Source organism: Pseudomonas marginalis (genome assembly GCF_024169655.1).
GTDB lineage: Bacteria > Pseudomonadota > Gammaproteobacteria > Pseudomonadales > Pseudomonadaceae > Aquipseudomonas > Aquipseudomonas paraveronii.
The window spans coordinates 4,599,149-4,624,137 of record NZ_JALJWV010000001.1; the positions used below are offsets into that span (position 1 = coordinate 4,599,149).

At 60.4% G+C, this 24,989-nt stretch carries 24 protein-coding genes; 11 read left to right on the top strand and 13 right to left on the bottom strand.

The annotated features are described in order from the left end of the window. Positions 1–13: 13 nt before the first annotated feature. From J2Y83_RS20980 to sctC, 4 genes are all read right to left on the bottom strand, one after another. Positions 14–475 (bottom strand): transglycosylase SLT domain-containing protein, encoded by a 462-nt coding sequence (locus tag J2Y83_RS20980; protein WP_301295034.1) that lies wholly within the window; start codon positions 473–475, stop codon positions 14–16. Further along, positions 475–852 carry a winged helix-turn-helix domain-containing protein gene (locus J2Y83_RS20985; protein ID WP_253397926.1) on the bottom strand — a complete coding sequence of 126 codons (378 nt, stop codon included), beginning with the start codon at positions 850–852 and terminating at the stop codon, positions 475–477. Before J2Y83_RS20985 ends, J2Y83_RS20980 begins: the two co-directional genes overlap by 1 nt. Positions 853–1,020: 168 nt before the next feature. Further along, on the bottom strand, positions 1,021–1,236 hold the full coding sequence (locus J2Y83_RS20990) for a FliM/FliN family flagellar motor switch protein (protein ID WP_017845218.1): 216 nt from the start codon (positions 1,234–1,236) through the stop codon (positions 1,021–1,023). A 14-nt stretch (positions 1,237–1,250) separates the two neighbouring features. Beyond that, a complete protein-coding gene (gene sctC / locus J2Y83_RS20995) occupies positions 1,251–2,717 on the bottom strand; it encodes a type III secretion system outer membrane ring subunit SctC (protein ID WP_253400425.1) in 1,467 nt (488 codons plus the stop codon). Positions 2,718–2,987: 270 nt separating this feature from the next. On the opposite strand from sctC, the gene J2Y83_RS21000 reads away from it, so the two are divergent. The 5 genes from J2Y83_RS21000 (at position 2,988) to cobA (ending at position 8,682) form a co-directional block, all read left to right on the top strand. Then, positions 2,988–4,214 (top strand): CmpA/NrtA family ABC transporter substrate-binding protein, encoded by a 1,227-nt coding sequence (locus tag J2Y83_RS21000; RefSeq protein ID WP_253397928.1) that lies wholly within the window; start codon positions 2,988–2,990, stop codon positions 4,212–4,214. A gap of 13 nt (positions 4,215–4,227) precedes the next feature. Then, a complete protein-coding gene (locus J2Y83_RS21005) occupies positions 4,228–4,803 on the top strand; it encodes an ANTAR domain-containing response regulator (protein ID WP_253397930.1) in 576 nt (191 codons plus the stop codon). Positions 4,804–5,030: 227 nt separating this feature from the next. Beyond that, positions 5,031–6,242, top strand: a complete 1,212-nt coding sequence (locus J2Y83_RS21010) for a nitrate/nitrite transporter (RefSeq protein WP_253397933.1) — start codon at positions 5,031–5,033, stop codon at positions 6,240–6,242. Then, positions 6,242–7,912: a bifunctional protein-serine/threonine kinase/phosphatase gene (locus J2Y83_RS21015; protein ID WP_253397935.1), complete on the top strand. Its 1,671-nt coding sequence runs from the start codon at positions 6,242–6,244 to the stop codon at positions 7,910–7,912. Before J2Y83_RS21010 ends, J2Y83_RS21015 begins: the two co-directional genes overlap by 1 nt. Positions 7,913–7,938: 26 nt before the next feature. Continuing rightward, entirely contained in the window at positions 7,939–8,682 is a 744-nt protein-coding gene (gene cobA, locus J2Y83_RS21020) for a uroporphyrinogen-III C-methyltransferase (RefSeq protein ID WP_253397937.1), read from the top strand. Between the two features lie 60 nt (positions 8,683–8,742). Here the strand turns inward: cobA and J2Y83_RS21025 are convergent, their stop codons facing one another. The 8 genes from J2Y83_RS21025 to ppsA all read right to left on the bottom strand — a co-directional run bounded on the left by J2Y83_RS21025 (position 8,743) and on the right by ppsA (position 16,844). Next, positions 8,743–9,726, bottom strand: coding sequence for an OmpA family protein (locus tag J2Y83_RS21025; protein WP_253397939.1), 984 nt, complete (start codon positions 9,724–9,726; stop codon positions 8,743–8,745). Between the two features lie 107 nt (positions 9,727–9,833). Next, a complete protein-coding gene (gene sigX, locus J2Y83_RS21030; RefSeq protein ID WP_247398988.1) occupies positions 9,834–10,424 on the bottom strand; it encodes an RNA polymerase sigma factor SigX in 591 nt (196 codons plus the stop codon). Positions 10,425–10,511: 87 nt separating this feature from the next. Next, positions 10,512–11,336: a mechanosensitive ion channel family protein gene (locus tag J2Y83_RS21035; RefSeq protein ID WP_017845209.1), complete on the bottom strand. Its 825-nt coding sequence runs from the start codon at positions 11,334–11,336 to the stop codon at positions 10,512–10,514. A 2-nt stretch (positions 11,337–11,338) separates the two neighbouring features. Continuing rightward, positions 11,339–11,584: a CrfX protein gene (locus tag J2Y83_RS21040; RefSeq protein ID WP_253397941.1), complete on the bottom strand. Its 246-nt coding sequence runs from the start codon at positions 11,582–11,584 to the stop codon at positions 11,339–11,341. Positions 11,585–11,670: 86 nt separating this feature from the next. Continuing rightward, positions 11,671–12,666 (bottom strand): zinc transporter ZntB, encoded by a 996-nt coding sequence (locus J2Y83_RS21045; protein WP_253397943.1) that lies wholly within the window; start codon positions 12,664–12,666, stop codon positions 11,671–11,673. 25 nt (positions 12,667–12,691) lie between these two features. After that, entirely contained in the window at positions 12,692–13,183 is a 492-nt protein-coding gene (rraA, locus tag J2Y83_RS21050; RefSeq protein WP_017845207.1) for a ribonuclease E activity regulator RraA, read from the bottom strand. Positions 13,184–13,372: 189 nt separating this feature from the next. Continuing rightward, positions 13,373–14,362: an alpha/beta fold hydrolase gene (locus tag J2Y83_RS21055; protein WP_253397953.1), complete on the bottom strand. Its 990-nt coding sequence runs from the start codon at positions 14,360–14,362 to the stop codon at positions 13,373–13,375. 106 nt (positions 14,363–14,468) lie between these two features. After that, on the bottom strand, positions 14,469–16,844 hold the full coding sequence (gene ppsA / locus J2Y83_RS21060) for a phosphoenolpyruvate synthase (protein WP_253397955.1): 2,376 nt from the start codon (positions 16,842–16,844) through the stop codon (positions 14,469–14,471). Positions 16,845–17,022: 178 nt separating this feature from the next. Here ppsA and ppsR point away from each other — a divergent pair, with 178 nt between their 5' ends. After that, positions 17,023–17,841, top strand: coding sequence for a posphoenolpyruvate synthetase regulatory kinase/phosphorylase PpsR (gene ppsR, locus J2Y83_RS21065; protein ID WP_253397957.1), 819 nt, complete (start codon positions 17,023–17,025; stop codon positions 17,839–17,841). Positions 17,842–17,906: 65 nt separating this feature from the next. On the opposite strand, the gene J2Y83_RS21070 is transcribed toward ppsR, so the two are convergent. Then, positions 17,907–19,331, bottom strand: coding sequence for a PLP-dependent aminotransferase family protein (locus J2Y83_RS21070; protein WP_253397959.1), 1,425 nt, complete (start codon positions 19,329–19,331; stop codon positions 17,907–17,909). A gap of 160 nt (positions 19,332–19,491) precedes the next feature. On the opposite strand from J2Y83_RS21070, the gene J2Y83_RS21075 reads away from it, so the two are divergent. The 5 genes from J2Y83_RS21075 to J2Y83_RS21095 are packed head-to-tail and all read left to right on the top strand — an operon-like array spanning position 19,492 to position 24,982. Continuing rightward, positions 19,492–20,385, top strand: coding sequence for a DMT family transporter (locus J2Y83_RS21075; protein WP_162231523.1), 894 nt, complete (start codon positions 19,492–19,494; stop codon positions 20,383–20,385). 35 nt (positions 20,386–20,420) lie between these two features. Then, entirely contained in the window at positions 20,421–22,283 is a 1,863-nt protein-coding gene (gene moeB / locus J2Y83_RS21080; protein WP_253397961.1) for a molybdopterin-synthase adenylyltransferase MoeB, read from the top strand. A 23-nt stretch (positions 22,284–22,306) separates the two neighbouring features. Then, positions 22,307–23,221, top strand: a complete 915-nt coding sequence (locus J2Y83_RS21085) for a PLP-dependent cysteine synthase family protein (RefSeq protein WP_253397963.1) — start codon at positions 22,307–22,309, stop codon at positions 23,219–23,221. A gap of 37 nt (positions 23,222–23,258) precedes the next feature. Further along, positions 23,259–24,251, top strand: a complete 993-nt coding sequence (locus tag J2Y83_RS21090) for a serine O-acetyltransferase (protein ID WP_253397965.1) — start codon at positions 23,259–23,261, stop codon at positions 24,249–24,251. A 2-nt stretch (positions 24,252–24,253) separates the two neighbouring features. Continuing rightward, positions 24,254–24,982 (top strand): alanyl-tRNA editing protein, encoded by a 729-nt coding sequence (locus J2Y83_RS21095; RefSeq protein ID WP_253397966.1) that lies wholly within the window; start codon positions 24,254–24,256, stop codon positions 24,980–24,982. Positions 24,983–24,989: the final 7 nt, after the last annotated feature.

Here is a 24,989-nt window from a genome sequence, read left to right on the forward strand (position 1 = left end):
TGCCACCCAATCGTCAGTAGCGATGCGCGACCAACGCTTCGTAGCGGGCCCAGATCTTCTGTGCGTACTGCAGGCGTAACGCCTCACGCTGCGGACCGGGGCCCGGGCCTGCGTTATAGGCGCCTATGGCCGTCCAGTTATAGCCGAAACGCTGAATGAATTCGGCAAGAATCGAGGCCCCGACCTCTACCGACAGGCAAGGCTCACTCAACAGCCGCTCTTCAGTGATGCCCTGTTTGAGCAGGCGGGGCAAATGGATGCTGTTGATCTGCATCAGACCGATATCGCGGGTGCCATTGCGATTGTTGTAATTCATCGCGCCCGCGCGATACCCCGACTCTACGGCGGCAATGGCCTGCAGCAACTCCGGCTCGAGATCGTAACGACTGGCCACCTCGTCCCAGCAATACGCCAGTGCCTGATTGCTTCCCATCAGTACCACCAGCAACAGGCCCCTGCGCCACACGTCGCGCATTACCTGCCACAGGCCGAGCAAACATGGATGGGCAACGACGGGGGGCGCTCAGCAGGTCGCACCGGGCACGTAAAGCGATAGCCTCTGCCATAGACCGTCTTGATAAACCCTTTGTCGGCACGCAGATGCTTACGCAATGAATAAATGCAGCGAGTCAGCGACTCCTCCGACACCTCCCCCTGGCGCCAAGCCATTTCAAGCAAACAGTCTTTGGTCATCAGCGCACCACCAGACACCAACAGCAAGCGCAGCACCTGCCACTCCTTGGGCGGCAACTGGATATCCGCGCCCTCACCGGTCAAGCGGCCATCGCCATGCAGGGTCCAGTGGCCAAAGACCAGGGAAGTCGTCATCCCTCCATCATTCACGACGGCCATACACACCTCTGCATCCAACCACTGACATTAAAATCCTAATTTCCAGAACCGGCTCATACGCCGACGGCACGACTATAAAAAAGGCGGCCCCTACCCACCCTAGGAAAAAACCCATATCAGCAAGGCTTTCAGGAATAGCCTTGTAAGAAATCTCACTGGAGCTAACAACTAAGGCGATACCCACTCCTGGTACACCTCAAGCAGCTCAACTCCCAGGCGGTCTTCCAACTGCACCAGCTCGCCCAGAGCCAACAATTGGCCATTGACCCGCACTTCCACGCAATGGATGACTTCCGGCGCCAAAGGCAGCACTTTCCCCGGTGCAAACAGCGCCAGCCGCTTGCGCGTGATCAGTTGTTCCTGCAAAAGAATTTCCAGATGCATGGCGAACGCCTACCTCATTGATCGACATCGCGAATCGACCGCACAAACGCACGTTGCACCCGTTCGTATTGCGGCTGAGTCAGCGGCGGAGGCCCGATAGCTCCACCCAAGGTCTTAAGCTCGTTGCCCACGGCCCGGGCCTGAATCACAAACAGCCGGACCTCGGCACGCTGGCCAGACGCAGTGGCACGCCCTTCTGCATCAACATCCCGACGAAAACCGCCTAACCACAGACGTTTACCCTGAGGCATCCGAACGACGCTGCTAACGCTCACCCGCCCGACTGCGGTCATTTTCTGACGCTGCCGCGCCTCGCCCATCTGGCGATCATCCTCAAGGCTCAACAGCATCTCGATCTCGTTCGCCTCAGCAAACCGCGGCAACACGCTGACCTGGGTGCCATAGCGCACGGGTTTCCAGGCGGTGCGTCCGGCGGGAGGGGCCGGCAAGTAAAGTGTGTGGTTATCCTGGAAGACCGCAGGAACGTTCTCCTGGGTGAGAATCACGGGCAGTGTCACCACCCGCGCCCGCCGCCGCCGCTCCAGCACGGCGATTTGCGCCATCAAGCGATTGTCCTCCAACGGCTCCAGCACCCGGGTCGCCGAGACTGATGTGTGGGTTTCCTCGGCCCAGGCCTGGTCGATTTTCTTGAGTTCGTCACGGTCCACATCCACCAGCCACAGCGAAACCTCGATCGGGCGCTTGGGCACGTCCAGCTCCGCCACCAATTGCTCGATAAAACTCACCTGGGCAGGCTTGCCCTTGATGAGCAGGCTGTTGGTATCCGGGTAGGGGATCACTGCAAGGCTCTTATCGGCCAGCAAGCCGGGCGGCCGTTGCGCAGGGGCCTGTTGTTCGCGGGAAAGCACGGTCTCGATCAGCGAGGCCATGCCCGGCACATTGACCTTTTCATCACCCATGACGTACTCACGGTCCGCCACATGGGTATTGAGCACCTGCACCACGCCAAACCCCTGCTTGCCCACGCGGAGCCCGGCCCGCTGGCGGTCCATCAATTGGGCAAGGTGCAGCACCTGGTCGACATAGTTCGCCGGCCCGGACACATAGAACATCCGCCCCCCGCTCTCCCGCAGGGGGTAGCGGGACTCATCGAGCCCCGAGCGACGCATGAGCTCACGCAGCCGTGAGACGGAAATATGCCGCAACGTCACAGCCGAGCTCTTCGCTTCATCTGCGGCGTAGAGGTAGAGCACCTGCCCGTCGCTGTACCAGATCAGGTGATGCTGCTCGGCCACCGCCTCCAGCACCTGCTGTGCCTGGCTGAAATCGTAGGTTCCGGAAACGCGTTGGCGGGCCACCGCCCGGCTGACAACGACCGGCAGGCCAAGGGGCAGCGACAACGCGCTAAAAAACGTATGCAAGCTTTCGTCCCGCGCCTGATAGGTCTCGCCCCAGGCAGACGCGCAGCCCAGCATCAACACCGCGCAAAACAGCCAGCGGCGGAGCCGGTGGGCGGCCATCGTTGTGGGAGAGTCGTACACCGTGGGGTTTCCTGGGCAGTCTGGCATAGGGAAGCGGCCATACTGAAAGCCTGCGGCGTTTCAATCTTGATGGAAAGTTGACGGCGTACCGCGCCGATCTGCCCGTGGCATGTGCCTTGCTACGCACTCTGCATCAGAGCGCGCGCCAACGTCGGAGCGGGCTTACGGACAAAGGCGTCGTTACCCGCAATGGCCCGCACCGCCATCTGAGGGAACGACGCTTTTTTTTGAACGAAAAGGTAGGTGTTGATGAACGATTCGGACGGCAACAGCCCGATAAACGACCCGCTGGCCTGGGTCAACGGCAGTGACGCCCCGGAAAAGAGCAGCCTCGACCTGGGCTTCATGGCCTTGAGCGATTGCGCCTCGCTGGTGGTCGCGGCTACCCAGGGCTTCGCGCAACCTTATGGCTTGACGCTGAACCTCAAGCGCCAGTCGTCGTGGGCCAACCTGCGCGACAAACTGGTCAGCGGTGAACTGGATGCCGCCCACAGCCTGTATGGACTGATCTACGCCGTACACCTGGGCATCGGCGGCGTGGCCGCCACCGACATGGCAGTGCTGATGGGACTGAACCAGAACGGGCAGAGCATCAACCTGTCCCACGATCTGCAACAGCAAGGGGTGGTCACTCCTGAGGCACTGGATCGCCACGTGCACCAAAGCCGAACAAAACTGACCTTCGCCCAGACGTTTCCCACAGGCACCCACGCCATGTGGCTGTACTACTGGCTGGCAAGCCAAGGCATTCATCCATTGCAGGATGTGAACAGTGTGGTGGTCCCTCCGCCACAAATGGTGGCGCATCTATTAGCCGGGCGCATTGACGGTTTTTGTGTCGGCGAACCCTGGAGCGCCAGCGCGGTGAAGCAGAACCAGGGTTTCACCCTGGCGACCACCCAGGCGATCTGGCCCGATCATCCGGAAAAAGTGCTCGGCTGCACCCAGGCGTTCGTCGACCAATACCCCAACACCGCCCGCGTGCTGGTGATGGCGATCCTGGAGGCCAGCCGCTTTATCGAGGCGAGCCACGAAAACCGCCATTCCACCGCACAGTTGCTCAGCGCCCGCGAGTACCTCGACGCACCGCTCGACTGCATCGAACCGCGTCTGCTCGGGGCCTACGACGATGGCCTCGGCAACCAGTGGCAAGATCCCCATGCGTTGCGCTTTTTCGCCGATGGCGAGGTGAACTTGCCCTACCTCTCCGACGGCATGTGGTTCATGACCCAGTTTCGCCGCTGGGGCCTGTTGCGCGAAGACCCGGACTACCTGGGCATTGCCCGCCAAGTGCAGCAACTGGATCTGTATCGCCAGGCGGCCGATGCCGTCGGCGTCCCCGCAAACGCCCAGGACATGCGCAGCAGCCAGTTGATCGACGGCAAGATCTGGGATGGCTCCGACCCTGCCGCCTACGCCCGCAGCTTCCGCCTGCATGCCCTGGCCGACCACGCCAGCCGCCACGCCTTGCGCTGACAGGAGGACCGATATGTTGCGAATCCTGTTGATCAACGACACACCGCGCAAGGTCGGACGCCTCAAGGCGGCACTGACCGAGGCCGGGTTTGAGGTGATTGATGAGTCGGGCCTGACCATCGATCTGCCTGCGCGCGTCGAAACGGTGCGGCCGGACGTGATCCTGATCGATACCGAGTCACCCGGCCGCGATGTGATGGAGCAAGTGGTGCTGGTCAGCCGCGACCAACCGCGTCCAATCGTGATGTTCACCGACGAGCACGACCCGGACGTCATGCGCCAAGCCATCAAATCCGGCGTCAGCGCCTACATTGTCGAAGGCATCCAGGCCCAACGCCTGCAGCCGATCCTCGACGTGGCCATGGCCCGTTTCGAAAGCGACCAGGCCCTGCGCGCCCAGTTGCAGGCCCGCGATCAACAACTGGCCGAGCGCAAGCGCATCGAACTGGCCAAAGGCATGCTGATGAAAATGAAGGATTGCAACGAGGAAGAGGCCTACACCTTGATGCGCCGCCAGGCCATGAGCCGCCAGCAGAAACTGATCCAAGTGGCGGAGCAGATCATCGCCATGAGCGAGTTGCTTGGCTAAAAACCCATCGTGGCCAGTTGGCCCAGGACTTGCTAAGTATTCAACACAGGTAACCAACGGCGGTTGCCCCTCCACGACAAAGACGTCGCACACCCGGTTTGCCCTCGCGAACCCGGTGGCGGCGTTTTTTCGTTTTGGCCCCCGTAACACGGGGCCGGTGGGGCGGCCTTAGCCGGCTGTTCCATCACCAGGCCTTCTTACAAGACTCCCAACCGTTGAGGTGCGTGATGAAATCAAGCTTCTGGAAATCCGGGCACACCCCGACCCTGTTTGCCGCGTTCCTGTATTTCGACCTGAGTTTCATGGTCTGGTACCTGCTGGGCCCGCTCGCGGTGCAGATTGCCGCCGACCTGCACCTGACCACGCAACAACGCGGTCTGGTGGTGGCGACACCCATCCTGGCAGGCGCGGTGCTGCGCTTTCTGATGGGCATGCTGGCAGACAAACTCTCACCCAAAACCGCCGGGCTGATTGGTCAGGTGATTGTGATCGCCGCACTCTTCGGCGCCTGGAAACTCGGCATCCACAGCTACGAGCAAGCACTGCTGCTGGGGCTGTTCCTGGGGATGGCCGGCGCCTCCTTCGCCGTCGCCCTGCCATTGGCGTCCCAGTGGTATCCCGCTGAGCACCAGGGCAAAGCCATGGGCATCGCCGGCGCCGGCAACTCCGGCACGGTGTTCGCCGCCCTGCTGGCACCGGTACTCGCGGCGGCGTTCGGCTGGAGCAACGTGTTCGGTTTCGCCCTGATTCCGTTGATCCTGACGCTGATCATCTTCGCCTGGCTCGCACGCAATGCCCCCGAACGCCCGAAGGCCAAATCCATGGCCGACTACTTCAAGGCTCTGGGCGATCGCGATAGCTGGTGGTTCATGTTTTTCTATAGCGTGACCTTTGGTGGTTTTATCGGCCTGGCCAGCGCCCTGCCCGGCTACTTCAACGACCAATATGGCCTGAGCCCGGTGACCGCCGGCTACTACACCGCCGCCTGCGTGTTTGGCGGTAGCCTGATGCGCCCACTCGGCGGCGCCCTGGCCGACCGTTTCGGCGGGATTCGCACGTTGTTGGGCATGTACAGCGTGGCGGCGATTTGCATCGCAGCGGTGGGTTTCAACCTGCCCAGTTCCTACGCGGCCCTGGCCCTGTTCGTCTGCACCATGCTCGGCCTCGGCGCCGGTAATGGCGCGGTGTTCCAGTTGGTGCCCCAGCGTTTCCGCCGCGAGATCGGTGTAATGACCGGCCTGATCGGCATGGCCGGCGGTATCGGCGGCTTTGCCCTCGCGGCGGGCATGGGCGCGATCAAACAAAGCACCGGCAGCTATCAATTGGCCCTGTGGTTATTCGCCAGCCTCGGCGTACTGGCCTGGTTCGGCCTGCACGGCGTCAAGCGTCGCTGGAGAACCACCTGGGGTTCGGCCGCCGTGACCGCCGCGCGCGTCTGATGAGCCTGCACCTGAGCGTCGCCCAGGCCAGCGCCATCGGCCCACGGGCCGAGAACCAGGACGCCCTGCGCGTGGTCACGCCCCTGGCGGAGCTGGCCGCGAGCAAGGGTTACCTGTGCGCCCTCGCCGATGGCGTCAGCCAATGCGCCGACGGTGGCCTGGCCGCACGCTCGACCTTGCAGGCGCTGGCCCTGGACTACTACGCCACACCGCAAACCTGGGGCGTGGCCCAGGCGCTCGAACGTCTATTGCTCGCGCAAAATCGCTGGCTGCAGGCCAATGGCGGCGGCCAGCCGTTGCTGACCACCCTCAGTGCCCTGGTGTTTCGCGGGCAACGTTTCACCCTGGCCCACGTCGGCGACTGCCGGGTGTATCGCTGGCTGGACGGCGAGTTACAGCGCATCAGCGAAGATCATGTGTGGGAACAGCCGGGCATGCAGCATGTGCTCAAGCGCGCCCTCGGCCTGGATCAACACCTAGTGCTGGATTTTCTCGACGGCCAATTGCGCGAGGGCGAATGCTTCCTGCTGCTCAGCGATGGCGTGTGGGCAACCTTGGGTGATCACAGCATCAGTGCGATCCTGCGCGAGCAGACCGACCTCGATCTGGCGGTACACACCCTGGTCACTGCCGCACACCTGGCCGGCAGCCAGGACAACGCCAGCGCCCTGCTGGTACGCATCGATAAACTCGGCGCCGCGACCCTGGGCGACGCGTTGGTGCAGTTGCAGCAATGGCCGCTGCCACCCGCGTTGAAAGCCGGGCAACAGTTCGAAGGCTGGCAGGTGGAAAGCGTACTGGCCCAGAGCCGACAGTCGTTGCTGTATCGGGTACGCGATGCCCAACGGCAACCCTGGCTGCTGAAAACCCTGCCCCTCAGCCGTGACGATGACAACGACGCCGGCCAGGCCTTGCTGTCGGAGGAATGGTTTCTGCGGCGGGTGGCCGGGCGTGCGTTTCCTGAAGTCCACGCGGCCAGCGCGCGTCAGCATTTGTACTACGTGATGCGTGAATATCCGGGGCAAACCCTGGCAGAACTGTTCGAGCAACAGGGCCCATTGCCCCTGGCGCAATGGCAATCCGTGGCCGAACGCTTGCTACGGGCGGTGGGTCTGTTGCATCGCCGGCAAATCCTGCACCGCGACATCAAACCGGAGAACCTGCTGCTGGGTGACGATGGTGAATTACGCGTGCTGGATTTCGGCCTGGCCTACTGCCCGGGTCTCTCGGAGGACCGGGCTCATGTGCTGCCCGGCACGCCGAGCTTTATCGCGCCCGAGGCGTTCCATGGTGAGCGTCCTACGGCCCAACAAGATTTATACAGCGTAGGCGTCTGCCTGTATTACCTGCTGACCGGGCATTACCCCTACGGTGAAATTGAGGCTTTCCAACGGCCCAGGTTCACCCATCCGGTCAGCGCCAGCCGCTACCGTCCCGACCTGCCGGACTGGTTACCGCTCAGCCTCGACCGCGCGGTGGCGGCTCAACCGGCGCAACGCTATGAAACCGCCGAAGAATGGCTGCTGGTTCTCGAGCAGGCAGACCGACGCGAACTGAGTGTCCGCCCCCGACCGTTGCTGGAGCGGGAACCCTTGAAGGTCTGGCGCACCTTGGGGTTGCTCTCGATGCTGATCAATCTGGCGCTCCTCTATTTACTCTTTCACCGCTGACGTCATCTCTAGACGAGGAAAACCACATGAACGCAAAAGTCTGGCTGGTGGGCGCGGGCCCCGGCGACCCGGAGCTGCTGACCCTCAAGGCTGTACGGGCAATGAACACGGCCGATGTGGTGCTGATCGATGACCTGGTCAACCCGGCAGTACTGGAACACTGCGCCGCGGCGCGGGTGATCACGGTCGGCAAACGCGGGGGCTGCCGCTCTACCCCGCAAGACTTTATCCACCGCCTGATGCTGCGTTATGCCCGCCAGGGAAAGTGCGTGGTAAGGCTCAAAGGCGGTGATCCATGCATTTTCGGGCGTGGTGGCGAAGAGGCTACGTGGCTGCGCGAACGCGGCGTCGAAGTCGAGTTGGTCAACGGGATTACAGCCGGGCTGGCGGGCGCGACGAACTGCGCAATTCCGCTGACCTTGCGCGGTGTCAGCCGCGGCGTGACCCTGGTCACAGCCCACACCCAGGACGACAGCAGCCTCAATTGGCGCGCGCTGGCGGAAGGCGGGACGACGCTGGTGATCTATATGGGCGTAGCGAAGCTGGAAGAGCTTCGTCAGCAATTGCTGGAAGGCGGGATGGCTGCGGATATGCCGGTGGCAATGATCGAAAATGCCTCGTTGCCGCAGCAGCGGGAGTGCCGTAGTCATTTATCGCGGATGCAGGACGACGCGCTGGCGTTCGCCTTGAAGAGCCCGGCGATCCTGGTGATCGGCAGCGTCGCCGCCATCTCGCAGGCCGCCTACGTCGCAGCGGCAGCCAGCGCCTGAGGCAAATCCAGGGCGAAAAAAAACCCGGCCGAAGCCGGGTTTTTTTCTACTACTCAGTAATTACTGAGCAGCTTGAGCTTCAACCGCAGCTTCTACGCGACGGTTAACAGCACGACCAGCTTCAGTTGCGTTGTCAGCAACTGGACGGGATTCGCCGTAACCTACCGAAGTAACGCGGTTAGATTCTACGCCGTCTTTAACCAGGACTTGCTTAACAGCGTCAGCACGACGCTGGGACAGCTTCTGGTTGTAAGCGTCTGGACCTACGGAGTCAGTGTGACCAGCCACTTCTACGTGGGTAGCTGGGTACTGCTTCATGAAGTCGGCCAGGTTTTTCACGTCGCCGTAGCTGTTAGGCTTAACAACGGCCTTGTCGAAGTCGAACTTAACGTCCAGCTCAACACGAACAACGCTAGCAACTGGAGCTTCTGGCTCTGCAACTGGCTCTGGAGCCGGTGCTGGGGTAGGAGCTGGAGCAGCTGCGCCAGCGTTACCGCCGAAGTTCACGCCCAGGCCGACCAGTGCGGAGTAATCCCACTTGCCGTTGTCCAGTGCGTAGTCAGCTTCAACACCGGCACGAGCGTACAGGTTGTTGGTGAAGTAGTACTTCACGCCAGTACCAGCAATCAGCTGGGTGGACTGGTCGCGACCGCTGTGGCCATCAGCCTGAACGTTGCCACGGCTCTGATGACCAACACCGCCTTCTACGTATGGACGCAGGGAGTCGACGCCAGCTTGACCGAAGTGGTACTGGGCCACGAGGCTGGTGGTATCGCCTTTGATCTTCTGGTTACCGGTACCGTCGTTCGAACGGGTGTGGTTGGTCTTGTCGTAGGACAAGTTCAACGACAGGTCGTCGGTCAGGAAATAACCAATGCGAGCGCCTGGGTTGAAGCCGTCTTCGATGTGCTTGACGCTATCGTTGTACTGCTTCTTGTAGAACAGCTCGCCTTCAACTGCGCCTTGGCCTTGTGCCAGAACGCCGAAAGAAGTAGCGGCAATAAGAGAACCAATGGCCAAGCCCAAGGTGTTTTTCAGTTTCATCCGTTAAATCCCCATCTGGTGATTGTAAAGCAGTCCCACAAACCGGGGGACAACTCGGCGACAAGTCTAACAGAACTTGCCTACACGTAAGAGATATTTGCCACGCACTAAGTTTCAGTCTCGCCCGCAAATTTCTCACGTAATTTATCAAGAGCACGTTTGTAACGCATTTTTGTAGCACTCAAACCCATATGCATGATGTCAGCGATTTCCTGAAATTCCAGCTCTGCGACAAAACGTAGCACCAGAATTTCGCGGTCAATCGGGTTCACATGCACCAACCAGCGATCAAGTCCGCCCTTATCCTCGGGTGCCGGCGCCTTTTCTTCAGACGCCTCCTCAAGGGGGTCCAGACTCAAAGCATCCATCAAGCGACGCTTTCGCCGTTCCTTCCGATACTGCGTGATGCACTCGTTGTACGTGATGCTGTACAGCCAGGTCTTGAACTTCGATTTGCCCTCAAAGTTCTTCAGGCCATACAACACCTTGAGCATCACTTCCTGACAGACATCATCCGCATCTCTATCGTTCCCTAAATACCTTGAACAAACGTTGAACAGAGTGCGTTGATACCTGCGCATCAATTCTTCATACGCGCGTGTTACGTGAAACAGCTCCGTGTGTGCGCGCGCGACCAACTCCTCATCAGAGAGCTCACGGGGGTCATAGCGCGTGGACAGCGTTTGGGCTTTATTCAAAACAAGTCGTGCCGACAGTCAGGTCAATGTCCGCCACAGCCCGGTCACCCGGGTTCGCGGCGGCGTACATTAGCAGGGTTTACCGGGTTAGCGGCTACTGACCTGCTGCTCCAGGAGAATCCGATTGGACAGCGACACCAGGTCGCCGTCATCGGTCAGCACGGTTGTCTTGACCGTACCGATCTCCTCGATTTGCCCTTCGACCTCGCCCACACGCACGTGCTGCCCTACCTGATACAACTCACGCACATAGATTCCCGCCAGAATCTGACCGGCAATTTCACGACTTCCCAGGCCCATGGCCAGCGCAACGGCCAGACCAACGGTAATCAAAACAATCACAATCACATGGTTGAGCAGGTCAGTCTTGACCTCCAACTGGCTGATCGCGACCGAAATACTGATGATGATCACCAGCCCCTGGGCGATTCGCCCCAGGCCTGCCGCGTAGTCCAGCCCGACGCCTTCAGCAGCCCCGCGTACCAGCCCGTTGGCCAATTGTGCGAGTAAAACGCCGACGAGAAGTACCAGCGCGCCGCCAAATACCTTCGGCAAATACAGTGCCAGCATGTCGAGCGTAGCTGAAACTCGCTCAAGGCCAAGGGATTGAGCCGCAGAAACCAGAAAAATCAGCAAAACGAACCAATAAACGATCTTGCCGATCAGGGTCGAGATCGGCACTTGCAGCCCTGCACGGCCCAGCAGCTTGGTCAGGCCGGTGCCTGCCATCAAGCGGTCCAGGCCGAGTTTGGCGAGCAGCTTGGACAGTAGGGTGTCGAGCAGCTTGGCCACGACAAACCCCAGCAATACCAGGACCAGCGCACCAAACAGGTTGGGAATGAAATTCGCCACCTTGGTCCACAATGCGGTCATCGCGGTGACCAGGCTCTGGGTCCAGAGATCAAGTTCCATATTCAATCAGCCTTATCAGCAGTGCGAGCAAGAGGTTTACGACGGGAAACCGGCGAGACGTGGGCCGAACCGTTGTTCAGGGCCATCATCAACGCCGGCAGCCAACGACCGAGCATACCGAACAGATCCCCCGCCCCGACCTGACGGTTGGCGGTTTTCAACACGCGGCCCAGGCAGGCATCGTCATCACGGTTGGATGGCGACGCATTGAGCATGTCACGCAAAGACTGTTCGAACGGATCGTGCATAAAGACCTCTCGCAAGTGATTTAAAAGACGAGGGTTAAATTCCCGAGGTCACATCGACCCCTTCCTACGTTCAGGTCATATTCAGCTCAAACCCAGCGCAATCGTCGAAATAGCCACCATTGTCCGAGCGCCACCGAGATCATCAGCAAGCAGGCAATCACAAATCCGTAAGGGCTGGCAGAGAACGGTATGCCCCCCACATTGATACCTAACAAGCCGGTCAGAAAACTCATCGGCAGGAAGATCCCGGTGATGATCCCAAAGCGGTACATTGTACGGTTCATGCGCACGCTCAAGCGCCGATCTTCGGCCTCCAGCACAAGCCCCACGCGCTCCCGGGTCAATTCGAGTTCTTCCAGGTAGCGGGTCAGGCTGTTGTTCAATTCGTTCCAATAGTCGGCATCGTCATCACAGAACCACGGCAATTTGATCCGCGTCAGTTGGGCAAATATATCCCGCTGCGGCGACAGGAATCGCTTGAGTCCGGCCGCTCGCCGACGGATCTGCAAAATGCTGCCATGCTCCGGGGTATACCGTTCGTCGGTATCGAGTTTTTCTTCCTCTACGTCGACGATTTCAGACAGGTCGGACACCAGATCCTGGACTTTGTGAGTCAGGTACTGCGCCATATAAAGGATGAGTTCAGACGCGGTTTTTGGCCCCTTGCCATCCGCCAACTGCACCAGCAGTTCATCGGTGGCGCGCAGCGGGCGCAAGCGCAGGGAAATCACCCGGCTGGCCGCGGCGAAGATACGCACCGAAACCATGTCTTCCGGCTCTGCGCCCGGATTGAGGTTGACCCCGCGCAGGAACAGCAGGAGTTCCGCGTCCGGCAACGGCAACAGGCGCGGGCGGGTGTTCTCCTCCAGCAGCAGGTCACAGGCGAACTCACTCAAGCCGCTGGCCTTGCGCAGCCAGGTCTGGGTTTGCGGGTGGCTGCGATCCCAATGCAGCCACAGGCTTTCCTGGGGCTGCAGTTGCAATTCGTCAAGCTCAGTCCGGGCAATCGAACGCGCACCGCCTTTACCATCCAGCACCAGGGCATGCACCAGCCCCCATTGCGCGTTGTCTTCCTCGAACATCCTCACCCCTGTCGGCTATTGCGGTTTATTCAGGCATTTTCAGCGGGCTGGGCGACACGATCACGCCGTTATTGTCGGCGTAGATGTATTCACCCGGGCGGAATGTCACGCCGGCAAAGGTCACTGCCACGTTCAAGTCGCCAATGCCGCGCTTGTCGGTCTTCATCGGGTGGCTGGCCAAGGCCTGCACGCCGAGGTCGGTCTGGGCGACGACGTCGACATCCCGGATGCAACCGTAGATCACCAGCCCTTCCCAACCGTTTTTCGCGGCTTTCTCGGCGATCATGTCGCCCAGCAGCGCACGGCGCAGGGAGCCACCACCGTCGACTACCAGCACCTTGCCGGCGCCCGGCTGGTCGGCCTGTTCCTTGACCAGGGAGTTATCCTCAAAGCATTTGATGGTGACGATCTCGCCGCCAAAGGAATCGCGGCCGCCGAAGTTGCTGAACATCGGCTCGGCCACCTGCACCAGTTCCGGGTAGGCGTCGCAAAGATCGGGAGTGACGTAGTGGTTCATTGAAAAATTTCCTTTCTGTCAAAGACGTGTCTTTCGAAAGAGGCGCCGGCCGATGCAGCGGCAAAACATCCCATCCGTTTCGCCGCTACGCAATAGCCACTGCGCGACTGAATATGACCAGAAGCGTTTAACGCGTCATATCTTAGCCGCAACCACAGACGAGCGAAACGCCCTTGGCAGAGCGCTGCGTCAAACTACGACCAATGCCTCAGCCGGAGCATCAAACAACGGTGTGAGCGGATCTTTCAGCCATTGCTCCACCAGCGGCCAGACTTCGGCCTGGGCCGCTTTGCTGACCAACATCTCCACGTGCCCAAAATCCTCAGTAAAACCTTGTTGGCGTCCCAGGCAAAGGTATTGGCGATGCTCCGAGCCGACTTGTTCGAACAGCTTGCGGCAAGCCCAGTCCGGGTCCTGCAGGTCACCGGCGGCACTGACGGCCAGCAGCGGCACGTTGACTTCCGCGAGGCCTTTCCACCAATCACGGCCAGCCTCGCCAAACCGTCCGAACAGGCCGTGCCAGCGCATGGTTTCGATCATCACGCCCACCGGCTCGTCCTCGGGGCCGCGCTTTAGCCGTGGGCCGGACAACTGGCCAAACCGCTTCAGGAGCAAGCGACCGCCCCACTCCACCGGTGGAATTTTCAACGGCCAGAAGGAGCGACTGACCTGGCTGCCGAACAGCGCCACTGAAGCCACCGCCGGCGCACCGAGGTACTGGCCACCCAAGGCCGCAGCCAGGGTGGTACCGCCAAGGGAGTGCCCGATCCAGTGGGGAATCTGCGCGCTTTGCTCGCGCACAAACGCGCCGATCGCCGGCAAATCGTAGCGGGCGTAGTCGGCGACCCGATTCCGGGCGTAGTCCTGGTTGCGCTTGGACAGGCCATGGCCGCGCATTTCCGGTATCCACACATCAAACCCCTGGCGTGCCAGGTAGGCGCCCAGGCCGATACCCTTGGGTGAGTACCAAAAGCGCCGATTGGAAAAGCTGCCATGTAACAAAATCACGGGGATGCCCCGGCTTTCCGGGACATCGGCCAGGCCCAAACGCGTCACGGCCAGCTCGACGGTGCCGTCGGGACTGTTGCCGGGTTTGAGCCGGTATACATCTTCACTCAGGTCGCCACGACGTTCAGCGCTGATCAAGGCGACGGGAAACAGGTTGCTGCTGCTTTGCATAATGCTCTTGCACAAAAAAGGGCGGCGTCCGGAAGGAGTTCCGCCCTGTACAGATAAGAAATGCCGGTCAACCTGACGATTGACCGGCACTTTTGACGCGTCGACCTTAGGCGGACGCTTGGCCTTCCGCCAGGAAGAACCAGGTTTCCAGCACCGAATCGGGGTTCAGCGAGACGCTTTCGATGCCCTGCTCCATCAGCCATTTGGCCAGGTCAGGGTGATCGGAAGGGCCTTGGCCGCAAATGCCGATGTACTTGCCAGCCTTGTTACAGGCCTGGATGGCGTTGGCCAGCAGCTTCTTGACCGCCGGGTTACGCTCGTCGAACAAGTGCGCGATGATCCCCGAGTCGCGGTCCAGGCCCAGGGTCAGCTGGGTCAGGTCGTTGGAGCCGATGGAGAAACCGTCGAAGAACTCCAGGAACTCTTCGGCCAGGATGGCGTTGGACGGCAGTTCGCACATCATGATCACGCGCAGGCCGTTTTCACCACGGGACAAGCCGTTTTCGGCCAGCAGGTCCACCACCTGGCTCGCTTCGCCCAGGGTGCGCACGAACGGCACCATGATCTCGACGTTGGTCAGGCCCATCTCGTTGCGCACGCGCTTGAGGGCGCGGCACTCGAGTTCGAAGCAGTCACGGAACGCTTCGCTGATGTAACGCGAGGCGCCACGGAAGCCCAGCATCGGGTTTTCTTCTTCCGGCTCGTAGAGCTTGCCGCCGATCAGGTTGGCGTATTCGTTGGACTTGAAGTCCGACAGACGCACGATGACCTTTTTCGGGTAGAACGCTGCAGCCAGGGTGCTGATGCCTTCCACCAGCTTCTCGACATAGAAGCCCACCGGGTCGTTGTAGCCGGCGATGCGCTTGTCGACGCTGTCCTTGATCTCCGGCGGCAGGCCGTCGTAGTTCAACAGGGCCTTGGGGTGGACGCCGATCATACGGTTGATGATGAATTCCAGGCGAGCCAGGCCCACACCGGCATTCGGCAGTTGCGCGAAGTCGAAGGCACGGTCCGGGTTGCCGACGTTCATCATGATCTTGAACGGCAGATCAGGCATCGCATCGATGGAGTTTTGCTTGATGTCGAAGCCCAGCTCGCCTTCGAAGATGAAGCCGGTGTCGCCTTCGGCGCAGGATACGGTCACGCCCTGGCCATCCTTGAGCAGTTGGGTGGCATTGCCACAACCGACTACCGCAGGAATCCCCAGTTCACGGGCAATGATCGCCGCGTGGCAGGTACGCCCGCCACGGTTGGTGACGATGGCGCTCGCGCGCTTCATCACGGGTTCCCAGTCCGGGTCGGTCATGTCGGAGACCAGTACGTCGCCTGGCTGGACCTTGTCCATCTCGGACGCGTCCTTGATGATCCGTACCTTGCCGGCGCCGATGCGCTGACCGATGGCGCGGCCTTCCACCAGCACGGTGCCGGTTTCTTTAAGCAGGTAGCGCTCCATGACGTTGGCCGAAGTGCGGCTCTTCACGGTTTCCGGGCGGGCCTGCACGATGTACAGCTTGCCGTCGTCACCGTCTTTGGCCCACTCGATGTCCATCGGGCACTTGTAGTGCTTCTCGATGATCATCGCCTGTTTGGCCAGCTCGCTGACTTCAGCGTCGGTCAGGCAGAAGCGCGCGCGCTCGGCCTTGTCCACATCAACGGTTTTCACCGAGCGACCGGCCTTGGCCTCGTCGCCGTAGATCATCTTGATGGCCTTGCTGCCCAGGTTACGGCGCAGGATGGCCGGACGGCCAGCCTCAAGGGTGTGCTTGTGCACGTAGAATTCGTCCGGGTTCACCGCACCTTGTACGACGGTTTCACCCAGGCCGTAGGCGCCAGTGATGAACACGACGTCACGAAAGCCCGATTCGGTGTCCAGGGTGAACATCACGCCGGCGGTGCCGGTTTCCGAACGCACCATGCGCTGCACGCCGGCAGACAGGGCCACCAGTTTGTGGTCGAAACCTTGGTGTACACGGTAGGAAATGGCGCGATCGTTGAACAGCGAAGCGAACACTTCCTTGGCTGCGCGGATCACGTTTTCCACGCCGCGGATATTGAGGAAGGTCTCCTGCTGGCCTGCAAAGGAGGCGTCGGGCAAGTCTTCGGCGGTAGCCGAGGAGCGCACAGCGACCGCCATGTCCGGATTGCCGGCCGACAGCGTGGCAAACGCGGTACGGATTTCTTCGTTGAGTTTCTCGGGAAACTCGGCGTCCATGATCCACTCACGGATCTGGGCGCCGGTCTTGGCCAGGGCGTTGACGTCATCGACGTCCAGAGCGTCCAGCGCGGCGTGGATCTGAGCGTTGAGGCCGCTCAGTTCGAGAAAATCACGGTAAGCCTGGGCGGTGGTGGCAAAACCACCTGGCACCGAGACACCAGCGCCTGCAAGATTACTGATCATCTCGCCGAGGGATGCGTTCTTGCCCCCTACGTGCTCCACATCATGGACGCCGAGCTTATCGAGGGAAACTACGTACTCTACCAAGGTGATCTCTCCACTTTCTGTATTGGAAAAGCTCAGGACGCCGGCTGCTCAGTAGGAGCATTCGCCAGCGCTTGTGGCCTGGACCTGGAAAATAAGTGAGAATGCGGCCCACTGTGGGACGGCAAAATCGCGCCTATCATATCCAAGATTCGCCATCAGCTTAAGGCCCAGGGCTCAAATGAAACGATCTGCTTTCTTTATTTCCGACGGCACCGGCATCACAGCCGAAACTCTGGGTCAAAGCCTGCTCGCGCAGTTTGAAAACGTTACCTTCGCCAAATTCACGCGGCCTTATATCGACAACGCAGATAAAGCGCGGGCTATGGTACAACAAATCAATCTGGCAGCAGAAAAAGACGGCTTTCGTCCGATCATTTTCGACACCATCGTCAATCAAGACATTCGTGAGATCCTCGCAACCTCCAATGGTTTCATGATCGACATTTTCTCGAGCTTCCTGGCGCCGCTGGAACAAGAGTTGAGTGAGCACTCCTCCTATTCCGTAGGAAAGTCCCATTCCATTGGGCATAACTCCAACTATATGGAACGTATCGAGGCGGTGAACTTCGCCCTCGACAACGATGATGGGGCCCGCACCCACTACTACGACAAGGCCGACATAATCCTGGTCGGCGTGTCGCGCTGCGGCAAGACCCCCACCTGTCTATACATGGCTATGCAATTCGGCATCCGCGCGGCCAACTATCCGCTGACCGAAGACGACATGGAGCACCTGACACTGCCGGCCGCCCTGCGCTCGCATGCACATAAGCTGTTCGGCCTGACCATCGACCCGGATCGCCTGACAGCCATCCGCAACGAGCGCAAGCCCAATAGCCGCTACTCCAGCTATGCCCAGTGCGAATTCGAAGTGCGCGAAGTGGAAAATCTGTTCCGTCGCGAGAACATTGCGCACATCAATTCCACGCATTTCTCAGTGGAAGAGATCTCGGCGAAAATTCTGGTGGAGAAAGGCGTCGAGCGCCGGTTTAAATAATTAGGTTGTCTGAACCGACGCCATCGCGAGCTTGCTCGCGATGGACGATAACTCGGTGAACCTGCCTAAAGATGGAACCGCCCGCCCCCCTGGCCCAGTGCAGTGGCCAGCGCATCGAAGCCCGCCCGCAACAACTGATCATCGCCCGACGTATTGCAAATACTCGCCCGAATAAACTGCGGCACCGCTGTCTGCCCCACAGCAAAGGCCTCGGCGGTGGCGATCAGGTAATTATTCTGCTTGAGTTCCGCCTCAATTTCCGACGCACGCCAGGGCTCCGGGACTTCAATCCAGAAGTGCGGGCTATTGAGGTGCGTGCGGTATTCCAGGCCGACCAACAGGCCCTGCACCAAGGCTTTGCGCCGACTGATCTCGTTGATCTGCTGGCGCAGCAGGTATTCCGCCGTGCCGTTCTCGATCCACTGGGTGGCCAGTTCCAGGGTCACCGGCGTGGCCATCCAACAGGTCGAACGTAGCGCCGCCGAAATACGACTGACCAATGCCGGCGGCGCATGCACATAGCCAACACGCAGCCCCGCCGACACGGCCTTGCTCAAACTGCTGATCAAAATCGTACGCTCGGGCGCGAAATAGCTGAGGGGCGGCGGTCGGTCTTCGACCAGCACACCGTGGGCTTCATCTTCAAGAATCAGCAGGTTGTGTTCGCGACACACTTTGACCAGCGCCTCGCGGCGTGCGACCGATAACACCGCTGTGGTCGGGTTCTGGATAGTGGGCGTGCAGTACAAGGCCGAAACCCGGTGATTGCGACAGACTTCATCCAGAGCCCCGGGCAACACACCTTCTTCATCCATTTCCAGGCCGATCAGCCGCACACCGAGCATGCGCGCAGCAGTGATCAGCCCGGGATAAGTCAGTTGTTCGGTGACCACCGTATCGCCTGCGCGCAGCAGCGCCATCATCGCGCAGAGCAACCCATGCTGGCCGCCGTTGACGCAAATGACCTGCTCCGGGATGGGATGAAAATCGCGCTGCACCAGCCACTGCGCGCCCGCTTCCCGGTAACGCGGCAGGCCGGCGTCCGGCGTGTAGGCACTGATGTCCTGGAGAAACTTGGCGTTGGTCGACAGGGTTTGGAAGCTCTGCGCCAGGAACACCGTCTCCTGCCCCGGAATATGCATGTTGCGGCTCATGTCGAAGTACTGGCGCGGCTCCTCGCTGAAGTTGCGAAAGCCTTCATCCCGCTGGCGCTCCATCCCACGCTTGCGCACGAACGTGCCGTCACCGACCCGCGCCACCACCAACCCCAGGCGTTCCAGCTCGCCGTAAGCCCGGCTGATGGTGCCGATGGTCACCCCCAAATTGTCGGAAAGCACCCTATGGGGCGGTAGTTTTCGTCCCGGCTCAATCAAGCCTTCGAGGATGCCCCGTTCCATGACATCGGATAGGCGCTTGTACTTAACGCCCTGCCCGTTGGACAACCCCTCACGCATAATTGACACCATGTCAATATTTGTTTTGACAGCCATCTTTCGCCCTAATAGTGTGCTTTTACGGGTTCAATCGCCGAAAAAAATAACTTATTACAAGTTCAATATAGAGTTCAATTCCGGCTCAGGGAAGTAATAAACGATGCCAATGTCCGCCGTTCTCGAAAACGCCGCAAAAACAAAAACTCAAAAACAGTGGTTGGCCGGCCTGGTGACCAGCGTGATGTTTCTCATCGTGTGCCTGAGCTGGGGCACCACCTGGCTGGGTATCAAAATCGCCGTGGAGAGCGTGCCACCGCTGACCTCCGCCGGCCTGCGCTTCCTGATCGCGTTCCCGCTGTTCCTGTGTTTCGCCATGGTGCGCCGCGAGCCGATCCTGTTCCCCCGGGAAAGCCGTTGGTTCTTCGTCTTCGTAACCCTGTCCTACTTCAGCGTGCCCTATTACCTGCTCAACTACGGCGAGATGCATGTCTCGTCCGGCCTCACTGCCCTGCTGTTCAGTTGCATGCCGGTGTTCATCCTGATTTTCTCAGCGCTGTTCCTGCGTGAACGCATCTACTTTTCCCAGGTGGTCGGCATCGGTATCGGCTTCGGCAGCCTTTACATGATCATCAGGAGCCAGGGCCTGCACCTGGACCACGCCGAGTTCTTCGGGGTACTGGCGATTCTGAGCGCTGCAATCATGCATGCCTTGTGCTACGTCATTACCAAGCAAAAAGGCAGCGCCATCAGCGTGATCACTTACAACACACTGCCCATCGGAATCGCCGGTCTGATGCTGTTCGTCGCCGGCCTGTGGTTTGAAACGCCGACCTTCGAAGCCATCACCCTGCGCTCGTGGGGCGCCTTGTTCTACCTGGGCCTAGTGGCGTCGGTGGGTGGTTTCATCGTGTATTTCATGCTGCTTAAGCGCCTGAGCCCGATCATCCTCTCGTTCGTGTTCATCATCTTCCCGGTGTTCGCAGTGATCATCGGCGCCTGGTACGAAGGCGTGGCGATTTCCCGCGACCTCATGCTGTACTCGGCCATCCTGCTGGCCGGTTTTGCGATCACCAAGTTGCCCATCGAAAAACTCATGGCCAAGAAAAATTGACCCTCCCGGCCCTCACACAGCAACGCGAGAGAAACATGGACGTCCTCCGCCCAGAAGCCCTGGAACAGATCTACGCCCACGCCAGCCGCAGCTACCCCGAAGAATGCTGTGGCTTCGTCTTCGCCGACGGCAGCGTGTACCTGGGCAGCAATATCCAGAACGAGCTGCACCGCAAGAACCCCGAGATGTACCCGCGCAGCGCGGCCAACGGCTACACCTTTTCAGTGGCCGACACGCTGCTGCTGAACAAAGCATTTCGCAGCGACAACCCGGTGGTGGTGATCTACCACTCCCACCCCGACGTCGGCGCCTATTTCAGCGACGAAGACCAGGACAAGGCGCTGTTCATGGGCGAACCGATCTACCCCGTCAGCTACCTGGTGGTGGACGTTCGCCAGGGCCAGGCCCTGGGCTCAAAGCTGTTTGCCTGGGATGGCAAGCATTTCGCCCTTCACCCCCTCAACGACCTGCACACGGAGTTGTCCATGAACGCTGTCTCTTTCCCCGACATTCTGGTTCGCGTGGCCAAGCTGCCGGAATCGACCCTTGAGGGCACCGGATCGACATTGCGCGAAGTCATTGAAAACCTCTGCAGTAGCCACCCGCAGTTGCGTGCGCACCTGTTCCACGAAAAGAACAACCAGCTCAAGGAACACTTCCTGTTTACCGCCGAGGAAGCGTTGCTCAACGCAGACGACCCGCTACCGGAAAAGGCCAGGATCGAAGTGTTGCTCGCCACCTCCGGCGGCATCGACGTCGACAGCCTGAGCAATGAAGAAGTGCAGCGTTACGTGCGCCATATCACCCTGCCCGGCGTCGGTCGCGAAGGTCAGTTGAACCTGAAAAAAGCCAAGGTACTGATCATCGGCACCGGTGGCCTGGGCTCGCCCATCAGCCTGTACCTGGCCGCGGCCGGCATCGGCACCCTGGGGCTGGTGGATTTCGATGTAGTCGAGAGCAGCAACCTGCAACGCCAGATCGTCCACGGCAACAGCACCTTGGGCATGTCCAAGGTCGCGTCCGCCAAGCAACGCTTGCAAGACCTCAACAGCCACATCCAGATCAACGCCCACGACACCGCGCTGACCGCCGACAACGCTCTGGAACTGGTCGGCGCCTACGACCTGGTAATCGACGGCACCGACAATTTCGATACGCGCTACTTGGTCAACGACGCCTGCGTACAGTTGGGTAAACCCCTGGTATATGGCGCCATCTACCGTTTCGACGGGCAGATCAGCGTGCTCAACTACAAGGGCGGGCCGTGCTACCGCTGCCTGTTCCCCCAGGCGCCCCCAGCCGAACTGGCGCCTAATTGCAGCGCGGGCGGGGTGATCGGCGTGTTGCCGGGGGTGGTCGGGATGATCCAGGCCACCGAGGCGATCAAATTGCTGATCGGCATCGGCGAACCCTTGTCCGGTCGCCTGATGCGCTTCGATGCGCTGGCGATGAAATTCAGCGAGATCCGTTTCAAGCGACGCGCCGACTGCCCTTGCTGCTCGGAACTGCGCCATAGCGAAACCCTGGCGCCCGCAGTCTGCGCCGACGCCATACCGAGCAAACCCAGCCTGGCCGAAGAGCGCTACATCAAGCCGCAGGTACTCAAGCAACTGCTCGAACGCCACAGCAGCGCCGACGTGCTGCTGGATGTGCGCGACGCCAGCGAGCTGGAGGTCTGCAAATTGCCGGGCGTGGTGCATATCCCCCTCGCCGAACTGGACGGCCAGCTCGACAGCCTCAGCCGAGACAACACCCACTACCTGATCTGCTACGCCGGAACCCGCGCCGAGCAAGCCGCCAGCACCCTGCTGGCAGCCGGCTTCGCCAACACCAAAGTTCTGCAAGGCGGCATGAAACACTGGGTTCGCGACGTCGAACCCGACATGCCTTTGTACTGATCACGGCCCTGGGTAACGACCTGATGCTGCATAACTCAATTCTCGACGCCATCGGCCACACGCCGATCGTGCGCCTGGCGCAGTTTTCCGAAGACCTCGGCATCGAGGTCTACGCCAAACTGGAATCCCTCAACCCCGGCGGCAGCCATAAGGCACGCATCGCCTTGGGCATGATCCTCGACGCCGAGCGCCGCGGCGTGCTGATGCGCGACGCCGGGCAAACCATTATCGAACCCAGCGGCGGCAACACCGGCATTGGCCTGGTGATGGCGGGCAACGTGCTCGGCTACAAAGTGGTGCTGGTGATCCCCGATAACTACAGCCCCGAAAAGCAGAAACTGCTGCGCCTGTACGGCGCCAAGGTGGTGCTGTCGGACAGCCGCCTCGGCAACAATTCCCATGGCGAAAAGTGCATGGAGTTGCAGCTGGAAAACCCTAGCTACGTGATGCTCAACCAGCAACGCAACGGTGCCAACCCACAGACCCACCGCGACACCACCGCGCCGGAAATCCTGCGCGCCTTCGGTGAGCAGCGTGTGGATTACTTCGTCAGCGGCATCGGCACCGGCGGCCATATCACCGGCATCGGCGAGACCCTCAAAGCCGCCTGGCCGGCCCTGCGCGTGATGGGTGTGGAGCCGGAGGAATGCGACCTGCTGAAAAACCAGCACGCAGCGCACCATATCCAGGGCCTGTCGATCGGCTTGATCCCGAGCATCCTCAACCTGGATGTGCTGGACGGCATGCTCAAGGTGTCGCGTGAGGAATGCCTCGACATGATGAAACGCATCATGCGCACCGACGCCATCAGCCTGGGCCTGTCCTCGGCCGCCAATATGGTGGCCATCGCCAAGCTCGCCCCCGAGTTACCGCCCGAAACGGTGGTGTTGACCATGGTCTACGACAATGCCGACAGCTACCTGCCCAGTTTCGAATAACCGGTTATCCAACCATCCAGAATGCGGGGGTGCCTCCATGGGCGGCTTTATCGACATGCAACATCTGCACGATGAATTGCTTACCCACCTCATCAAAACCCTCACGCCCACGCAAATGAAGCAACTGGAGCCGCACTTGGCGCCGTTGGTCCAGAACGCCGCCCAGGCAGTAGCCGAGGACCTGATTGCCTACGCCTACCGCGACCCCGCGTCGCGCGGGCGTGGCGAGTTGATCCTGGAGTCCTATGCCTCGTTCAAGGCGGTGCTGTTCTATCGCCTCGCGCACCAGGTGTGGCATTTCCCCGACCAGACCAACGGGATGTTTTCGCGCATCGCCCTCAAGCTCAGCAACCAGGGCAAGATCCTCTCCGGCGCCGAAATTCACCCGGCAGCGCGCATCGGTCGGCGCTTTGTGCTCGACCACGGCTACGGCACAGTAATCGGCGAAACCTGCGAAATCGGCAACGACTGCTACATCCTCTGCGGCGTAACCCTCGGTGCCCGGGGCATCGCCAACAACCCCGATGGCAAGCGCCACCCGCGCCTGGGCAACAACGTCGAAATCGGTTCCGGCGCCCGCGTGCTGGGCTACGTGCAAATCGGCGACAACGTGTTTATCAGCCCAGCGTGCGTAATCACCCAGGACGTGCCGGCGGGAACCAAGGTCAAGGTGGTCAACCAGATCCAATTGCAAAAGAACGACGAATCGGAGCACAGCAGCTACCTCGGCGCCTTCGCCCTTGATGAGCGCCTGCACGTGGTCGGCGAGATCAGCACCAGCCACAAGGTCACGGTGCTGGACGCTGACTTTCACCCGTTGCAGGGGCTGATGCTGGAACCCACGGTGAAAGAACGCCATCACCTGCAATTTCGCTTGCGCCGCGTCGAAATGACCGACCGCCTGCCACGCCTGCCGCTGAACCTGAAAGTCTGCGGACCGGAATTTGAAATCACCCTGCTTTCCCCTCCTGGCTTGAGCGCAATGGTGCGTCACCTGCTGCAAGCCAGCCCATTGATTGTCGGAGGTTGAACATGTCTGTGCACACCATGGAAACCCTGGCGCTGTTTGACAGCGCGCCCTACCAGAACGCCTTCAGCGCCCGGGTGATTGCCGTCAGCGAATACGGCATCGCCCTGGAACACACGCTGTTCTACCCCACCGGCGGCGGGCAACCCGGTGACACCGGCCACTTCACCCTGGCCGACGGCACGCGCGTCGACATCGTCGGCACGGTGCGCGACCCGGTGCAGCGTTCAATCATCTGGCACCAGGTGGAACACTGTCCCGAGCAGTTGACCGCAGGGGAGCAAGTGGACGCCAGCCTCGATTGGGACCGGCGTTACCAGCACATGAAGATGCACACCTGCCTGCACTTGCTGTGCTCGATCATCGACGCCCCGGTCACCGGCTGCAGTATCAGCGCCGACAAGGGACGACTGGATTTCGATCTGCCGGAAATGACCCTGGACAAGGACAGCATCACCCGCGACCTCAACGCGCTGATCGAACAGGCCCATCAGGTGCAAACCCTGTCGATGCCCGCGTCGGAGTACGCGACCCTACTGCAGATCACCCGCACCCAAGCGGTAGCTCCGCCCGTGATCCAAGGCTCGGTGCGCGTAATTGAAATTGCCGGGATCGATATCCAGCCATGCGGCGGCACCCATGTGATCAACACCGAAGAAATCGGCCGGGTGTTTTGCGAGAAGATCGAGAAGAAGAGCAAGCATAACCGTCGGGTTATTTTGCGCTTTGAATGAATGTTCA

Excerpts from the sequence above, each read along its gene's own strand:
- J2Y83_RS21040 (WP_253397941.1), bottom strand. The coding sequence starts at position 11,584 with ATGCACGATCCGTTCGAACAGTCTTTGCGTGACATGCTCAATGCGTCG.
- J2Y83_RS21005 (WP_253397930.1), top strand. The coding sequence starts at position 4,228 with ATGTTGCGAATCCTGTTGATCAACGACACACCGCGCAAGGTCGGACGC.
- J2Y83_RS21010 (WP_253397933.1), top strand. The coding sequence starts at position 5,031 with ATGAAATCAAGCTTCTGGAAATCCGGGCACACCCCGACCCTGTTTGCC.
- ppsR (WP_253397957.1), top strand. The coding sequence starts at position 17,023 with ATGAAACGATCTGCTTTCTTTATTTCCGACGGCACCGGCATCACAGCC.
- moeB (WP_253397961.1), top strand. The coding sequence starts at position 20,421 with ATGGACGTCCTCCGCCCAGAAGCCCTGGAACAGATCTACGCCCACGCC.
- J2Y83_RS21000 (WP_253397928.1), top strand. The coding sequence starts at position 2,988 with ATGAACGATTCGGACGGCAACAGCCCGATAAACGACCCGCTGGCCTGG.
- J2Y83_RS21085 (WP_253397963.1), top strand. The coding sequence starts at position 22,307 with ATGCTGCATAACTCAATTCTCGACGCCATCGGCCACACGCCGATCGTG.
- J2Y83_RS21035 (WP_017845209.1), bottom strand. The coding sequence starts at position 11,336 with ATGGAACTTGATCTCTGGACCCAGAGCCTGGTCACCGCGATGACCGCA.
- J2Y83_RS21055 (WP_253397953.1), bottom strand. The coding sequence starts at position 14,362 with ATGCAAAGCAGCAGCAACCTGTTTCCCGTCGCCTTGATCAGCGCTGAA.
- cobA (WP_253397937.1), top strand. The coding sequence starts at position 7,939 with ATGAACGCAAAAGTCTGGCTGGTGGGCGCGGGCCCCGGCGACCCGGAG.
- J2Y83_RS20985 (WP_253397926.1), bottom strand. The coding sequence starts at position 852 with ATGGCCGTCGTGAATGATGGAGGGATGACGACTTCCCTGGTCTTTGGC.
- J2Y83_RS21045 (WP_253397943.1), bottom strand. The coding sequence starts at position 12,666 with ATGTTCGAGGAAGACAACGCGCAATGGGGGCTGGTGCATGCCCTGGTG.
- sctC (WP_253400425.1), bottom strand. The coding sequence starts at position 2,717 with ATGGCCGCCCACCGGCTCCGCCGCTGGCTGTTTTGCGCGGTGTTGATG.
- J2Y83_RS21070 (WP_253397959.1), bottom strand. The coding sequence starts at position 19,331 with ATGGCTGTCAAAACAAATATTGACATGGTGTCAATTATGCGTGAGGGG.
- J2Y83_RS21090 (WP_253397965.1), top strand. The coding sequence starts at position 23,259 with ATGGGCGGCTTTATCGACATGCAACATCTGCACGATGAATTGCTTACC.
- J2Y83_RS21025 (WP_253397939.1), bottom strand. The coding sequence starts at position 9,726 with ATGAAACTGAAAAACACCTTGGGCTTGGCCATTGGTTCTCTTATTGCC.
- J2Y83_RS21015 (WP_253397935.1), top strand. The coding sequence starts at position 6,242 with ATGAGCCTGCACCTGAGCGTCGCCCAGGCCAGCGCCATCGGCCCACGG.
- rraA (WP_017845207.1), bottom strand. The coding sequence starts at position 13,183 with ATGAACCACTACGTCACTCCCGATCTTTGCGACGCCTACCCGGAACTG.
- J2Y83_RS21095 (WP_253397966.1), top strand. The coding sequence starts at position 24,254 with ATGTCTGTGCACACCATGGAAACCCTGGCGCTGTTTGACAGCGCGCCC.
- J2Y83_RS20980 (WP_301295034.1), bottom strand. The coding sequence starts at position 475 with ATGCGCGACGTGTGGCGCAGGGGCCTGTTGCTGGTGGTACTGATGGGA.
- J2Y83_RS20990 (WP_017845218.1), bottom strand. The coding sequence starts at position 1,236 with ATGCATCTGGAAATTCTTTTGCAGGAACAACTGATCACGCGCAAGCGG.